The sequence below is a fragment of the Nocardia suismassiliense genome, from assembly GCF_900269665.1.
GTDB lineage: Bacteria > Actinomycetota > Actinomycetes > Mycobacteriales > Mycobacteriaceae > Nocardia > Nocardia suismassiliense.
The window spans coordinates 8,586,647-8,604,340 of the sequence record NZ_LT985361.1; the positions used below are offsets into that span (position 1 = coordinate 8,586,647).

Genomic DNA, 17,694 nt, shown 5'->3' on the forward strand with positions numbered 1-17,694 from the left:
TGTATGCGGGCAGCTCGCCGCCGAGTTCGGTGCGCACACCGTCGATGTCGACCACGTGACCCGCGGTCGGCACGACGTAGCCGACCAGCTGATCGCCGAGTCGGTCGTCCGAGCGCACGACCACCACGGCCTGCGCGATGGAATCCAGTGCGGTGAGCGCGGATTCGATCTCACCGAGCTCGATCCGCAGACCGCGCAGCTTCACCTGGAAGTCGGTGCGGCCCAAGTACTCCAGTTCGCCGCGCGGGGTCCAGGTGACGAGGTCACCGGTGCGGTACATCCGCTCGCCGTCCGCGCCGAACGGGTTGGCCACGAAGCGATCCGCGGTGAGCTCCGGGCGCGCGACATAACCGCGGGCCAGTTGCACACCGGCGAGGTACAGCTCACCCGCGACGCCGACCGGCACCGGGTGCAGCCGCGAATCCAGCACGTACACCTGGGTGTTGAACACCGGGGCGCCGATCGGCACGGACACCGCGTCGGACTCGTCCACCTCGTGGAAGGTGACGTCGACCGCGGCCTCGGTCGGGCCGTACAGGTTGTGCAGGCGCGCACCGGTGAGTTCCTGCATGCGCTGCGCGGTGGCGGCGGGCAGCGCCTCACCGGAGGCGAAAACATTGACCAGGCTGGTGCATTCGTCCGCGCGCTGCTCGGCGACGAACACCGACAGCATCGACGGCACGAAGTGCGCGGTGGTGACCTCTTCGGCGGTGATCACCTGGATCAGGTAGCCGGGATCGCGATGGCCGTCCGGCTTCGCGACGACCAGGCGCGCGCCGATCTGCAAGGGCCAGAAGAACTCCCACACCGACACGTCGAAGGTGGCGGGCGTCTTCTGCAACACCACATCGGTGGTTTCCAGGCGGTACTCGGCCTGCATCCACACCAGGCGGTTGACGATCGCCCCGTGGCTCACCGCCACACCCTTCGGCCGACCGGTGGAACCGGAGGTGAAGATCACGTATGCGGTGTTCGACGGGCGCAGCGGCGCACGGCGATCCGCGTCGGTCACCGGCGCGTCGGCGTAGTCCGACAGCTCCAGGCCGTCGATATGCACGGCCGGGGTCTGGCCGGCGTCGAACTCGTCCCGTGCGGTGGTCAGGACACACACCGGCTGCGCGGTATCGAGCACGTAGTGGGTGCGCTCGGCCGGATGATCCGGATCCAGCGGCACATACGCGCCACCGGCGACACTCACCGCGTACATGCCGACGACCAGTTCGATGGACCGGCGCATACCCAGCGCGACCATCGAATCCGGGCCGACACCCAGCGAGATCAGGTGCCGGGCAAGGCGATTCACCTGCGCCGCGAACTCGGCGTAGGACAGAGTTGTCCCCTCGAAGGTCAACGCCGCGTTATCGGGGGTCCGAGCGACCTGCGCCTCGAACATCGATACCAGCGTCGCCGTGTCGTCCACCGCATGCGCGGTGTCGTTCCAGCGCGCGACCACCTGGGCGTGCTCGGCCGAGTCCAGCAGCTCGACATCGCCGATCGCCCCCGACGGGTCCGCGACGACGGCGGTCAGCAACCGGACGAGCCGGTCCGCGACGCCCGCGATGGTGCCCGCGTCGAACATGTCGGTGGCATAGGCGAATTCGGCGGTCATGCCGTCGGCCGCACCGTCGGCATCGAACCGGTCGGACAGGCTCAGGTGCAGATCGAACTTGGCGGTCACCACGTCCAGCGGCACCCCGGCGACCTCCAGGCCGGGCAGCTCGAACGAGGCCTCCCCGGTGTTCTGGAACGACAGCATCACCTGGAACAGCGGGTGCCGCGCCTGCGAGCGGGCCGGGTTGAGGATCTCGACCAGCCGCTCGAACGGCAGGTCCGCGTGCCCGAAGGCGGCGAGGTCGCGGTCCTTGGTGCGCGCGACCAGCTCCGCGAACGAGTCCGCCGGGTCGACCGCACTGCGCAGCACGAGCGTATTGACGAACATGCCGATGGCGTCGTCGAGCACGGCCTCACCACGACCGGCCACCGCGGTACCGATGGCGATGTCGTCGCTGCCGGACAACCGGGCCAGCAGCGCGGCGAACGCGGCGTGCACCACCATGAACAGGCTGGCGCCGTGCGCCCTGGCGAGCGCGTTCAGCTCCCGCACCAGCTGCGGGTCGAGCGAGAACTCGTACACCCCACCGCGATTGGACGCGACGGCGGGCCGCGAGCGGTCCGCGGGCAGGTCCAGCTGGTCGGGCAGCCCGGCCAGGCTGTCGGACCAGTAGGCGACCTGCTGCGCGATCAGCGAGGCCGGATCGTCTTCGGAGCCGAGGGTTTCCCGCTGCCACAGCGCGAAGTCGGCGTACTGCACCGGCAGCGGCGACCAGGCGGGCGCCTCGCCGCGCGAGCGGGCCGCGTAGGCGATCATCACGTCGCGGGCCAGCGGGCGCACCGACCAGCCGTCGCCGGAGATGTGGTGCACTACGAAGACCAGCACGTGGGTGTCGGGCTGTGAGCCGTCCATCGAGCCTGCGACGCGGAACAGCTGGGCCCGCACCGGCACCTCGGTGGTGACGTCGAAGCCGGTCAGCACCAATTCGCTGACCCGCTCCTGGATTTCGGTCTCCGACACCTCGATCGGGGTCAGCTCGATGGTCTCCTGCCCGGCGGGCAGCACCACCTGAACACCTTGGCCGTCGGCGGTTTCCGGGTAGACGGTGCGCAGCACCTCGTGCCGGTCGACCACGTCGGCGACGGCTTGGCGCAGCGCGTCGGTGTCGAGCGAGCCGGTGAGCCGGACGGCGAGGGGGATGTTGTTGACCGCGGTCTGGTTGTCGAACCGGTTGAGGAACCACATCCGCTGCTGCGCGAGCGACAACGGGATGCGGGGCGGGCGCCGGCCTGCCACGAGTTCGCGGCGGCGGCCGGTGCCCTGGTGGGCTTCCATCCGGGCGGCCAGCGCGGCGACGGTCGGCGCCTCGAACAGCATCCGCACCGGGACCCGGGTGTCCAGTGCGGCGCCCAGGCGGGCGACCACCTGGGTGGCGATGAGCGAGTTGCCGCCGAGGTCGAAGAAGTCGTCGTCGAGGCCGACGGCGCGTTCGCCGTCGGTGCTGGTGAGCCCGAGCACCTCGGCGAAGGTGTTGGCCACGATCTCTTCGATCGGGGTGGACGGTGCGCGGAATTCCCGTGCCTCGAAGGCGGGTGCGGGCAGTGCGCGCCGGTCCAGTTTGCCGTTCGGGTTGAGCGGCATGGCGTCGAGCACCACGATCGCGGCGGGCACCATATACGACGGCAGTCGGGTGGACAGGTGTCCCCTGAGGTCGTCGACGTCGACGGTGGTGTCGCCGACCGGGACCACGTAACCGACCAGCTGATCGCCGGTGTGCGCGTCCGAGCGCACCATGGCGACGGACTGGGCCACCGAATCGTGTGCGGCGAGCGCGGTTTCGATCTCACCGAGCTCGATGCGCAAGCCGCGCAGCTTCACCTGGAAGTCGGTGCGGCCGATGTACTCGATGGCGCCGGTGTCATCGCGGGTCACGAGGTCACCGGTGCGGTACATCCGGGCGCCCGCGGCACCGAACGGGTTGGCCACGAAGCGATCCGCGGTCAGGTCGGTGCGGCCGAAATAGCCGCGCGCCAGCTGCGCACCGGCCAGATACAGCTCGCCTGCGACACCCGACGGCACCGGCTGCAGGCGCGAATCCAGCACGTACGCCTGGGCGTTCCACACCGGCAGGCCGATGGGCACCGCGCCGGTCACCTCGTCGGCGACCGGGCCGTGCGTGGCGTGCACGGTGAATTCCGTTGGGCCGTAAAGGTTGTACAGCGCGGCCGAGCTGACCCGGCGGATGGCGTCGACTGCCTCGGCGGTGAAGGCCTCACCGGCGACGAACAGTGTCCGCAGCGAGGCGAGGGACGCACCGGCGCCGGTCGCGTCGACGTTTCCGGCGAAGACGGTCAGCATCGACGGCACGAACGAGGTCATGGTGACGCGCTCGGCGGCGATCACGTCCGCGAGGTACTGCGGATCGCGATGCCCGTCCGCACTGGCCACCACGATGCGGCCGCCGGTGGTCATCGGGCCGAACAGCTCCCACACCGACACGTCGAAGGTGGCGGGCGTCTTGAACAGCACGATGTCGTCGGCGCCGATGCCGTATTCGCCGGTGATCCAGCGGATCTGGTTCACCACGGCGGCGTGCGGCACCGCGACGCCCTTCGGGCGACCGGTCGAGCCGGACGTGAAGATCACGTACGCCGGGTGTTCCGGCCGCAGCGGCACGAGGCGTTCGGCATCGGTGACCGGCTCGTCCGAGTAACCGGACAGGTCGAGCTCATCGATCGACAGGGTGGTGCGGCCCGCGGCGTCGAACGCGTCGCGCGAGGTGGTCAGCACACAGACCGGGCCGGCCGAGTCGAGCACATAGTTCACCCGTTCGGCGGGCTGGTCGAGGTCGAGCGGCACGTAGCCGCCACCGGCCTCCTGCACCGCGTACGCGGCGACGACCAGGTCCACCGAGCGCCGCAGACCCAGGGCGACCAGGGTCTCCGGGCCGACACCGGCCTCGATCAGCTTGCGCGCCAACCGGTGCACGCGGGCACCGAATTCGGCATAGGTGAGCGAGGTGCCCGTTGCGGGATCGACCACTGCGACCGAGTCCGGGGTGGCCTGCGCCTGCGCGGCGAACTCGGCGACCAGGGTGGTCGGTGCGCCGAGGTCGTGCTCGGTGGCGTTCCAGCCGCGCAGCGCCTGCTCGGTCTCCTGCTCGTCCAGCAAGGAGATATCGCCGATCGGCCGATCCGGTTCGGCGGCAAGAGCTTTCAGCAGCCGGTGGAACCGCTGCCCGAGCTCGGCCATCGTTTCCGCGTCGAAAAGATCGGTGGCGTAGATGAATTCGGCACTGATACCCGCCGCCGCGGCACCCGCGCCGTTTACCGGTTGGGTGGCGTTCTTCTCCGACAGCGTCAGCTGCAAGTCGAACTTCGCCGTATCGATCGGCAGCTCGACACCGCTGACCGTCAGGCCCGGCAGTTCGAGGCTGTTCTGGCCGAGGTTCTGGAACGAGAGCAGCACCTGGAACAACGGGTGCCGCGCCTGCGAGCGCGCCGGGTTCAGGATCTCGACCAGCCGCTCGAACGGCAGGTCCGCATGCCCGAACGCGGCGATATCGGTCGCCCGCACCGTGCGCAGCAGATCGGTGAACGTCGCGGCGCTGTCGATCGGGGTCCGCAGCACCAGGGTGTTGACGAACATGCCGATCAGGTCGTCCAGCGCCCGCTCGCCACGGCCCGCGACCGGGGTGCCGATCGCGATGTCGCGCTCGCCGGACAACCGGGCGAGCAGCACGGCCAGCGCCGTGTGCGCGACCATGAACAGCGTCGCGCCCCTGGTCCGGGCGAGTTCGGTGAGCCTGCCGTGGGTTTCGGCATCGATCTCGAAGGTGTGCGTCGCGCCGCGACCGGACGCGACCGCGGGGCGCGGCCGGTCGGTGGGCAGGTCGAGCTGATCGGGCAGCCCGGCCAGCGAGTTCGACCAGTACGCGATCTGCTGGGCGATCACCGATTCCGGATCGTCCTCGTCGCCGAGCACGGCGCGCTGCCACAGCGCGAAGTCGGCGTACTGGACTTCCAGTGGCCGCCAGGCGGGTTCGCCGCCTTCGACGCGGGCGCCGTAGGCGGTCATCACATCTCGGGTCAGCGGGCCCATGGAGAAGCCGTCGGCCGAGATGTGGTGCACCACCAGGGCCAGCACGTGCTCGGTCGGGCTCACCTCGAACAGCCTGGCCCGGAACGGCACCTCGGTGGTGACGTCGAAGGCGGTCAGCACCAGCTCGGAAAGCCGTTGCGGCAGTTCGGCCTCGGTGACCTCGAAGGGCGCGAGGTCGGGGATCACCTTGCCGGTGGGCACGGTCTGCTGATGCGCGGTGCCGTCCACCTCCGGGTAGAAGGTGCGCAGCGACTCGTGCCGGGCCAGCACGTCGGCGACGGCGATCTGCAGCGCCTGCCGGTCGAGCAGACCGGACAGCCGCACCGCGGCCGGGATGTTGTCCACGGCCGAGTCCGGGTCGAAGCGGTTCAAGAACCACATGCGCTGCTGGGCCAGTGACAGCGGCACCAGCGCGGGCCGCTGCTGCGGCACCAGGGCCGCCCGGGCACCCGCGCCGGCGTGCGTCTCCGCGCGGGCCGCGAGCGCGACCACGGTGGACGCCTCGAACAGCTCACGGACGCCGAGATCGGTGTCCAGCGCGGCGGACAGCCGCGCGGCGACCTGGGTGGCGGACAGCGAGTTACCGCCGAGCGCGAAGAAGTCGTCGTCCAGGCCGACCCGCTCCACGCCGAGCACCTCGGCGAAGGTGGCCGCGACGATCTCCTCCACCGGGGTCGTCGGCGCGCGGAACACCGCGGCCTCGAACACCGGCGCGGGCAGCGCCTTACGGTCCAGCTTGCCGGAGGCGTTGAGCGGGAACTCGTCGAGCACGAGCACCACCGACGGCACCATGTACGCGGGCAACCGCTCCGCCAGGTCCTCGCGCAGCAGCTCGGTGTCCACCCGAACGTTCGGCGCGGCAATGACATAGGCGACGAGCTGGTCGCCGGTGTGCTGGTCACCGCGGACCACCACGACCGACTGAGCGACCTCGTCCAGCGCGGTGAGCGCGGTCTCGATCTCGCCGAGCTCGATCCGCAGACCGCGCAGCTTCACCTGGAAGTCGGTGCGGCCCAGGTACTCCAGCTCGCCGGAGGACGTCCAGGCGACGAGGTCACCGGTGCGGTACATACGCTCGCCGGTGGCGCCGTAGGGGTTGGCCACGAAGCGGTCACTGGTCAGATCCGGCCGCGCGACGTACCCGCGGGCCAGCTGGGTGCCCGCGAGATACAGCTCACCCGCGACACCCACCGGCACCGGGCGCAGCCGCGAATCCAGCACGTACACCTGGGTGTTGTAGACCGGCGCACCGATCGGGACGGTGTCGGTATCGGTGTCGACGACCTCGTGGAAGGTGACGTCGACCGCGGCCTCGGTCGGGCCGTACAGGTTGTGCAGCGCCGCACCGGTCAGCTCACGCAGTCGATGTGCGGGCTTGGGCGGCAGCGCCTCACCGGAGGCGAACACCAGCCGCAGCGAGTCGCACTGCGCCGCAGCGGCATCGGCGACGAACACCGCGAGCATCGACGGCACGAAGTGGGTGACGGTGATCCGCTCGGTGCTGATCACCTCGGCCAGGTAGGCCGGATCGCGGTGCCCGTCCGGCTTCGCGACGACCAGGCGCGCGCCGATCTGCAAGGGCCAGAAGAACTCCCACACCGATACGTCGAAGGTGGCGGGCGTCTTCTGCAATACCGCGTCGGTGGTGTCCAGCCCGTAGGCGGACTGCATCCACACCAGGCGGTTGACGATCGCCGCGTGCGAAACACCGACGCCCTTGGGGCGACCGGTGGAGCCGGACGTGAAGATCACGTACGCGGTATTGGCCGGCCGCAACGGCGCCCGGCGATCCGCGTCGGTGATCGCCGCTTCGGGCAGCCCGCTCAGGTCGAGCAGGTCGATGCGCACCTGCGCGGTATCGATGTCGAGATCGGTGCCGGAGGTCAGCACACACACCGGATCGGCCGTGGCCAGAATGTATTCGGTGCGCTCGGCCGGGTGATCCGGGTCCAGCGGCACGTAGGCGCCACCGGCCACCGTGACCGCGTACATGCCGACGACGAGATCGATCGAGCGCCGCATGCCAAGCGCCACATAGGATTCCGCGCCGACACCGCGGGCGATCAGCCAGCGGGCCAGCTGGTTCACCCGTCCGGCGAACTCGTCGTAGGACAGATGTGTCCCCTCGAAGCTCAGCGCGGTCGCGTCGGGCGTGCGGGCGGCCTGCGCGTAGAACTTCGAGACGAGCGTCGCGGCCGCATCCACCTCGTGCGCGGTGTCGTTCCAGCCGGACACCACGAGCTCGCGCTCCGCGGTGTCGAGCAACTCGATATCACCCACCGGCACAGTCGGTTCGGCGTTGATCGCGGTCAGCACACGGATCAGACGGTCGGCGATGCGCCGCACGGTCTGCTCGTCGAACAGGTCACGCAGGTAACCCGCGCGGATCCGCAGTCGCGAATCCAACTGTGCGATAAGCGTCAACGGGTAGTGCGTGGCATCGGCCGCGTCGAGGCCGACCACCGCCATACCGTCGATGTCCGAGGCCTGTTCCTGCAGGCCCGCGGCGTCCACCGGGTAGGACTCGAACACCACCAGCGTGTCGAACAGGCCACCGATGCCCGCGGCGGACTGGATGTCCGCGAGGCCGACGTAGTGGTGATCGAGCAGATCCGCCTGCTCGCCCTGGGTCCGGGCCAGCAGCTGCTGCGCGGACTCCGCCGGGTCGAAGCGCACCCGCACCGGCACGGTATTGATGAACAGGCCGACCATCGACTCCACGCCGGACAGGTCCGCGGGCCTGCCGGACACCGTGGTGCCGAACAGCACGTCGTCCCGGCCGGTCATCCGGCCGATGAGGATGCCCCACGCGGTCTGCAGCACGGTGTTCGGCGTGACGCCGAGCGAGCCGGCCAGCGCGGTGAGCCGCGCGGTGGCCGCCTGGTCGAGCTCGAAGAAGTACTCGCCGGAGAGCGAGGTGATCTCGCGCCCGGCATCCGGGCGGGCCAGCAGCGTCGGCTCGGTGACACCGCGCAGCGCGTCGGTCCACGCGGCCATCGAGGCCGCATGATCCTGCTGCGCGGTCCATTCCAGGAAGTGCCGGTAGGACCGCACGGCGGGCAGCACGCTGGTGTCCGCGTGTGCCGCGTACAGCACCAGCAGGTCCTGCATGAGCAGCGGCATGGACCAGCCGTCGAGCAGGATGTGATGGTTGGCCACCACGAACTGCCAGCGGTCGCGCGCCACCTGGATCAGCGTGAAGCGGATCAGCGGCGGCTCGGTCAGATCGAAGCGCTGCGTGCGGTCGGCGGCGATGAGGTCGTCGCCGTCGCCCTGCTCGATCCGGTCGTGCTCGGACCAGGCGACCCGGACGCTGTCCAGCACCACCTGCACCGGGCTGCCGTCCCGATCGGTGACGAACGCGGTGCGCAGGTTCTCGTAGCGGTCGACCAAAGCCTGTGCGGCCGAACGCAACCGGGCCGCGTCCACCCGCCCGGTGAGGGTGAGCACAGCCTGCGCTGTGTACACGTCCACCGAGGTGGCGGCCAGCCTGGCGTGGAACAGCAGACCGGCTTGCAGCGCGGACAGCGGCCAGATATCGGCCAGGTTCGGGAAACGCCGCTCCCAGCCGTCGATATCGCCCTGCGTGCTGCGCACCAGCGCGAAGTCGGACGGCGTGTGCCCGCCCGCGCCGGTCGAATTGGCGTGCCGGGCAACCGCTTCCAGCGCGGTCGTCCACAGTTCGCCGAATTCGCGCACGGCGGCGGCGTCGAGCAGCGTCGACGGGTAGCCGATGTTCGCGGTCAGCTTGTCGCCGACCACGATCGCGTTGATGTCCAGCGGCGCCATCGCGGGCATGTCCGCGTCGTAGGCCCCGCCCAGCGCGCCGAGCTCGGCGGCCGGGATCCAGCCGAAGCCGCGCAGCGACTCGGGCACGTCACCCTCGGCGACGCGGCCGAGGTAGTTGAAGCTGACCTGGCCGGGCAGCTCGACGGGCAGTTCGGCGGCGGTCTCCGGGTTCAGGTAGCGCAGCAGGCCGTACCCGACACCCTTGTCCGGCACCGCGAGCAGCTGCTCCTTGATCGCCTTGACGGCCTGGCCCAGTGCGGGACCGCCGGCCAGCGCGGCATCGATGTCGATGCCGGACAGCTCGAAGCGGACCGGGAAGATCGCGGTGAACCAGCCGACCGTGCGCGAGAGGTCCGCGCCGGGCACGATGTCCTCTTCGCGGCCGTGGCCCTCCAGGCGGATCAGCAGCGACTCGTCGCCGCGGGTACCGGCCCGGCGCGCCCGCCACTTGGCGGTCGCCAGGGCCAGCGCGGTGAGCAGGCCGTCGTTCACGCCGCCGTGGAACAGGGCGGGCACCGTGGTCAGCAGGGCCTTGGTGACCTCGGCGGACACCTCGACCTGCAGCTTCTCGATGACACCCGAGGTGTCGAGCGCCGGGTCCATCGCACGCTCGGTCAGCAGCGGATCGGCCGCGTCGACCACCGAACGCCAGTGGTCGAGCTCGGCGACCCGCTCGGCACTGCGCGCCTCGCGTTCGAGCGCGTGCGCCCAGGCCCGCATTGAAGTGGCCGGTGCGACCAGCTCGGGCTGCTGGCCCGCGGTGCGCTGGCCCCAGGCCGCGACGAAGTCGGGCACCAGGATGCGCCAGGAGACGCCGTCGACCACCAGGTGATGGCCGACGACGATCAGCCGTCCGGCGCGCTCGCCGTTGGACGGCTCCAGCCAGACGAACCGGATGACAACGCCCGCAGCGGGATCCAGCCGATCCAGCGAGGAATCCAGTGCGGCGGAAGCGATCTCGATCAGCTCGGCATCGTCGGCGGCCGCGTCGAAGGTGACGTGGTCGACCAGTGCGTCCACGTCGACGGTGCCGGGGGCGGCGGTTTCGAGCAGCCACTCCCCCTCGACCTGCCGCAGGCTCGCCCGCAGCATGTCGTGCCGGTCGATCACCGCGCCGACGGTCGCGACGATGCCTGCCCGGTCGATGCCGACCGGCAGTTCCAGCGCGAGGGTCTGGTTGAACCGGTTGAACGAGCCGCGCCGCTCCGCCATGAAGCGCACCACGGGGGTCAGCGGCATCGGGCCGACGCCACCACCGGGCAGTTCGGCGAGCACCACGGCCGAAGCCGCCGCGGCGTCGGCGGTCTCGGCCACCGCCGCCAGCCCGGCCACGGTGCGCTGCTCGAAGACGTGCCGTGGGCTGAAGACCACGCCGCGCGCCTTGGCCCGCGAGACCAGCTGGATGGAGACGATGCTGTCGCCGCCCAGTGCGAAGAACGAGTCGTCGACGCCGACCCGCTCCACGCCGAGCACCTCGGCGAACACCTCGGCGATGGTCTGCTCGACCGGCGTACGCGGCGCCCGGAACACGACCTCGGTCGCGAACACCGGCTCCGGCAACGCCTTTCGGTCCAGCTTGCCGACCGGGGTGAGCGGTACCCGATCGATCACCATGATCGAGGACGGCACCATGTACGCGGGCAGCCGGTCCTCGACAAAGGCGGTCAGCGCCGCGACGTCGATCGAACGACCCGGTGCCGCAACGACATACGACACCAGCGAGGTGGCACCGGCCGAACCCTTGTGGCCGACGGTGACCGCGAAGGCGACGTTCTCGTGCGCGGCCAGGGCCGCGTCGATCTCGCCGAGCTCGATGCGGAAACCACGCACCTTGACCTGGAAGTCGGACCGGCCGACGTACTCGACCTCGCCGGTGCGGGTCCAGCGGACCACGTCACCGGTGCGGTACATCCGCGCGCCGGGAACCGCCGGATTCGCCACGAAACGGTCGGCGGTCAGGCCGGGACGCGCGTGATAGCCGCGAGCCAGCTGGATGCCCGACAGATAGAGCTCACCTGCGACACCCACCGGCACGGGCCGGAGCTGGGCGTCCAGGATCAGCGACTGCATGCCGCGGGTCGGGCCACCGATGGTGACCAGATCGCCCGGCGTCAGCGCGTCGCTGATGTTGGTCATGATGGTGGTCTCGGTCGGGCCGTAGCCGTTGTGGAAGCGCCGGCCCGAACCGTCCGGCGCGCCACCCCACTTGGTGACCAGATCGGCGGGGACCGCCTCACCACCGGCGACGATCACCCGCATGTCGGCCAGCGCGGCCGGATCGAGCGAGGCGAGCACCGACGGCGTGATGAACGCGTGCGTGACGCGCTCGGCGCGGATCAGCTCGGCCAGTTCCTCGCCGCCGTACACACCGGGCGGGCAGACCACCAGGGTGCCGCCGCGGCCGATCGCCAGCAGGAACTCGAGGATCGAGGCGTCGAAGCTCGGCGACGCGAAATGCAATGCGCGCGTAGACGAGTCGACGTCGTACCGAGCGTTCTGCTCGTCCCGGAAGTTGGCGAGGCCGGCGTGGGTGACCACGACACCCTTGGGCACACCGGTGGAACCGGAGGTGTAGATGACATAGGCGGGGTGCACCGGACTGACCGGCCGCACCCGATCGGCGTCGGTGATCGCGGCCGCGTCGAAGCCGGACAGCTGCAGCTCGTCCAGCACCAGCCACTCGACCGAGTCCGGCAGGTCGGCGCGCACCGAGGTGACGGTCAGGCCGACCGGGGAGCCCGAATCGGTGACCATGTGTGCGATGCGGTCGGCCGGGTAGGTCGGGTCGATCGGCACGAACGCCGCGCCGGACTTGGCGACCGCCCATTCGGCGAAGTACGAGTCGTCCGAGCGCGGTACCGCGACCGCGACCAGGTCCTCGGTACCGAGACCACGCTCGATCAGCAAGCGGGCCAACCGGTTCGAGCGTTCGTCGAGCTCGGCGTAGGACGTGGTCCTGCCCTGGAATACGACGGCGGGGGCCGCAGGGTCGATGGCGGCGGCCTCGGCCAGCAGCTCCGGCAGCGTGCGCGGCGGCGTGGCCAACGCGCCGGTGCGCGCGGTCAGGTCGGCCCGCTCGGCGGCGTCGAGCACGTCGATCCGGCCGACCGCGACGGCCGGGTTCGCGGCGATCGCCTCGAGCACCCGCTGCCAGCGCTGCGCGATCTCGGCGGCGGTCGACTCGTCGAACAGGTCGGTGGCGTAGGTGAGCGCCAACGCCATGCCCGCCGTGCCGGGTTCGCCCTGCTCCGAGAGCGTGAACTGCAGGTCGAAGCGCGCCACGTTCTCTTCGAGATCGAGCGCCGACACCGACAGACCCGGCAGTTCGAGGGTGGTGCGGTCCAGGTTCTGGAAGGCCAGCATCACCTGGAACAGCGGGTTACGCGCCTGCGAGCGTTCCGGTGCGAGCAGCTCCACCAGTCGTTCGAAGGGCACGTCGGCATTGCCGTAGGCATCGAGGTCGGTGCGCCGCACCCGATCGACCAGCTCGGTGAACGATTCACCGGCGTCGATCCCGGTGCGCAGCACCAGGGTGTTGACGAACATGCCGACCAGGTCGTCGAGCGCCTGCTCGCCGCGGCCCGCGATCGGCGTGCCGACGGTGATGTCGTCCGCGCCGGACAGCCGCGACAGCAGCACGGTGAGCGCGCCGTGCAGCACCATGAACAGCGACGCACCGCGTTGGCGCGCAATGTCTTCCAGCGCGGCGATCAGCTCGGCGGGCAGCTCGCGGTGCAGCGTCGCGCCGCGCAGCGAGGCGATCGCCGGGCGCGGCCGGTCCGCGGGCAGGGTCAGCTCGTCCGGGACACCGTCGAGCACGCGCTGCCAGTGCGCCACCTGGCGCGCCATCAGCGAGTCCGGATCGTCCTCGGTGCCGAGCACCTCGCGCTGCCAGACCGCGAAGTCGGCGTACTGCACGGCCAGCGGCGCCCAGCCGGGCGCGCTGTCCTGGGTGCGGGCCGAGTAGGCGAGCATCACGTCGCGGGTCAGCGGTCCCATGGAGAAACCGTCGGCCGCGATGTGGTGCACCACGACGACGAGCACGTGCTCGTCCGGGCCCGCGCTGTAGAGCCGGGTGCGCAACGGAACCTGTTCGGCCACATCGAATCCGGTGGTGACGAAGTCGGTCACCACGGCGGTCAGGTCGGCCGGATCCACCTGCACCGGGTGCAGGTCTAGCGCGATGTTCTCGGCGGGCACGATCACCTGGACCGGGGTGCCACCGTGCTCCGGGTAGCGGGTGCGCAGCGACTCGTGCCTGCGCACCACGTCGGCCACCGCGAGCCGCAGCGCGGCCACGTCGAGCGCACCGGTCAGCCGGATGGCGATCGGCAGGTTGTAGGCCGCCGAGGAGGTGTCGTACTTGTTCAGGAACCACATGCGCTGCTGCGCGAACGACAGCGGCACCAGCGCGTCGGCCGACCGGGGCCGGGCGACGAGGCGGGCGCGGGCGGCACCGTCGGCGTGCGACTCCACCCTGGCGGCCAGCGCCGCCACAGTGGGCGCCTCGAACAGCGCGCGCACCGCGACCGTGGTGCCGAGCGCGGCACCGATGCGGGAGACCACCCTGGTGGCGATGAGCGAGTTGCCGCCGAGTTCGAAGAAGTCGTCGTCGACGCCGACCCGCGGCAGGTCGAGCACCTCGGCGAACACCGCGGCCACGGTCTCCTGCCCCGGGGTGACCGGCGCGCGGAAGGCGCGGGCCTGCACGGCGGGCGCGGGCAGCGCACGCCGATCGAGCTTTCCGTTGACCGTCAACGGAATCCACTCGAGCCGCACCAGCGCGGAGGGCACCATGTACGACGGCAGCCGCTCGGCGGCGCCGTCACGAACGTGATCGAGCACCGGGACCACGTCGGGCTCGGCCACCACGTAGGCCACGATCCGCTGATCGCCCGGCTGGTCCTCGCGCACGATGACCGCCGCCTGGGCGATGCCCGGCTGGGCCAGGATGGCGGACTCGATCTCGCCGAGCTCGATGCGGAAGCCGCGCACCTTCACCTGATCGTCGGCGCGGCCCAGGTATTCGAGCTCACCGAAGCGGTTCCAGCGCGCGAGGTCACCGGAGCGGTACAGGCGCGAGCCCGCCGCGTCGGAGCCGCCGAGCGGGTTGGCGACGAACCGGGTGGCCGACAGATCGGGGCGGCCGAGGTAGCCGCGCGCCAATTGCGGTCCCGCGACATACATTTCGCCCGCGACACCGACCGGGACCGGCCGCAACCGGTTGTCGAGCACGTAGACCCGCAGGCCCGCGATGGCCCGGCCGACCACGCTGCCGGAGGCGGCCGCGATGGTCGCGGCATCCAGCGCGCGGTAGGACACGTGCACCGTGGTCTCGGTGATGCCATACATATTGACCAGCAGCGGTGCTGAATCACCGTGACGGGCAACCCAATCCGACAGCCTGCGGAGTTCCAGGGCCTCGCCGCCGAACACCACGTAGCGCAGGGCCAGCGGTGCGGCATCCGGCGCGGCGTTGCGATCCGCCTCGGCCAGTTGGTAGAACGCGGACGGGGTCTGGTTGAGCACCGTGACCCGTTCGGCGCGCAGCAGTTCCAGGAACTGCTCGGGCGAGCGCGAGGTGTAGTAGTCGACCACCACGAGGGTGCCGCCGAACAGCAGCGGGCCCCACAGCTCCCACACCGAGAAGTCGAAGGCGTAGGAGTGGAACAGCGTCCACACATCGTCGGGGCCGAAACCGAAGTCCCGATCGGTATTCGCGAACAGCCGCACCACATTCCGGTGCGCGACCGCGACTCCCTTCGGGCGGCCGGTCGAGCCGGAGGTGTAGATCACGTACGCGACATGGTCGGGCGAGAGCGCCGCGTTCCGGTCGGCGTCGGTGATCGGCGCGTCGTCGGCGTCCTCGATATTGCCGGTCTCCACGGCGAAACCGTCCAGCACCACGCTCGGCAGGTGCACCGGCACCGTCACCTGGACCGTCGAGTCCAGGATCACGCTGGTCGGCTGGGAATCGGCGAGCACGTAGGCGATGCGCTCGGCCGGGTAGGTCGGATCGACCGGCACATAACCCGCGCCCGTCTTCACCACCGCGACCAGCGCGACCACCAGATCGAGCGAGCGCGGCAGGATCACCGCCACCAGCGACTCCGGCCCGGCGCCGTCCGCGATCAGCCTGCGCGCCAGCACATTCGCGCGCCGGTCCAGCTCGCTGTAGGTCAGCGTCTCGACGCCGAAGCGGGCCGCGATGCGGTTCGGGTGCGCGGCGACGGCCGCGTCGAACACGGTCACCAGCGTGGTCTCGGGATCCCCGAAAAGACCTGCGCCGCCGTCCATTCCGGACGACACCCAGCGCTGGGAGACATCGAGGCGCTCGGCCTCACCGAGCAGATCGATATCGCCGACGGCGATCTCGGGGTCCTCGGCGACGGTCTGCAGCACGCGCACCAGGCGGTCGGCGAACGAGGCCACCGTCTCCGGATCGAACAGTTCGGTGGCGTAGTTCCAGGACATGGCCAGCGCGCCGTCCGCGGTCTCGCCCACGGTCAGCTGCACGTCGAACTTCGCGGTGCCCGGGTCGAATTCGACGACGTCGAGGTCGAGGCCGGGCAACTGCACGGTGCCCATCTCGGCGGCCGAGGCCGCCTCGAAGGTCAGCGCGACCTGGAACAGCGGGTGGTGCGCCTGCGAGCGGGCCGGGCTGATCACGTCGACCAGCCGCTCGAACGGCACGTCGGCATTGCCGAAGGCGGCCAGGTCGGTCCGGCGCACCTGCTCGAGAAGGTCGCTGAACCGCGCGGCCGGGTCGACCTCGCTGCGCAGTACCAGCGTGTTGACGAACATGCCGACCAGGTCGTCCAGCGCCCGTTCGCCACGTCCGGCGATCGGGGTGCCGATGGCGATATCGGTGCTGTTGGACAGCCTGCCCGCCCACGCGGCCAGCGCGGCGTGCACGACCATGAACAGCGTGACGCCGCGGCGGCGGGCCAGCTCGGCCAGTGCGGCGTGCAGTTCGGCATCGACGGAGAAGCCATGCGTGCCACCGACGTTGGAGGCGATCTCCGGCCGGGGGCGGTCGGCGGGCAGCTCGATCTGATCGGGCAGATCGCGCAGCTGCTCGACCCAGTAGGCGATCTGCTGGGCGGCCACCGACTCCGGATCGTGCTCGACGCCGAGCACGTCGCGCTGCCACAGCGCGTAGTCGGCGTACTGCACGTCCAGGGGCGCCCAGGCGGGTGTCTCGCCACGGGTGCGCTCGCTGTAGGCGACAACCACGTCACGCAGCAGCGGCCGCAGCGAGAAGCCGTCGGCGCTGATGTGGTGCATGACCAGCACCACAACGTGATTGCGCTCATCAGTACTGAGCAGGCTTGCGCGGAAGGCGATCTCGCGGGTGACGTCGAAGTGGTAGCTCGCCAGCTCGACGATGCGCGCGGGCAGCTCGGCGGCGGTGACCGGCTCGGCGGTGACCGTGAACGACACCTCGGAGACGGGCAGAATGTGCTGGTAGCCGGTGCCTTCCAGCTCGGGGTAGACGGTGCGCAGCGCCTCGTGGCGGGCCAGCACGTCGCCGATCGCGGCATTGAGCGCCGCGACATCGAGGTCGCCGGTGAGCCGGATGGCGACCGGGATGTTGTTGACCGCCGTGCGGTTGTCGAACCGGTTGAGGAACCACATCCGCTGCTGGGCGAGCGACAGCGGCACCAGATCGGTGCGCTCCTGCGGCACCAGCGGCGCCCGGCCGCCCTGTCCCGCAGCAGTTTCCACCCGGGCGGCGAGCGCGGCGACAGTCGACGCCTCGAACAGCACACGCACCGGGACCTGGGTATCCAGCGCCTCGCCGAGTCGCGCGGCCACCTGGGTGGCCACCAGCGAGTTGCCACCCAGCTCGAAGAAGTCGTCGTCCAGGCCGACCCGCTCGACCCCGAGCACGGTGCCGAAGGTGTCGGCGACGATCTCCTGCACCGGGGTGCTCGGCGCGCGGAAGGTCTTGGCCGCGAACGTCGGTTCCGGCAGCGCCTTGCGGTCCAGCTTGCCGGAGGGGTTCAGCGGGAACTCGTCGAGCTCCACGTAGGCCGAGGGCACCATGTACGCGGGCAGCTGCACGCCGAGCGCGGCCTTGACCGACTCGACGTCCAACGCGCGGTCCGGGTTGCCGACCACGTACGCGACGAGCTGGTCGCCGGTCCGCTCGTCGGTGCGCACCAGCACCACCGCCTGCGCCACCGATTCCAGTGCGGTGAGCGCGTTCTCGATCTCGCCGAGCTCGATCCGCAGACCGCGCAGCTTCA

1 protein-coding gene (running past both ends of the window) is annotated in these 17,694 nt (G+C 70.6%); it reads right to left on the reverse strand.

This entire window lies inside a single protein-coding gene on the reverse strand: locus DBO33_RS38490, encoding a non-ribosomal peptide synthetase (RefSeq protein ID WP_107659411.1). The 43,593-nt coding sequence extends 13,598 nt beyond the window's left edge and 12,301 nt beyond its right edge, so the window shows coding positions 12,302-29,995 — codons 4,101 (partial) to 9,999 (partial); reading right to left, the first codon wholly in view occupies window positions 17,690-17,692. Both codon boundaries (start and stop) fall beyond the window edges.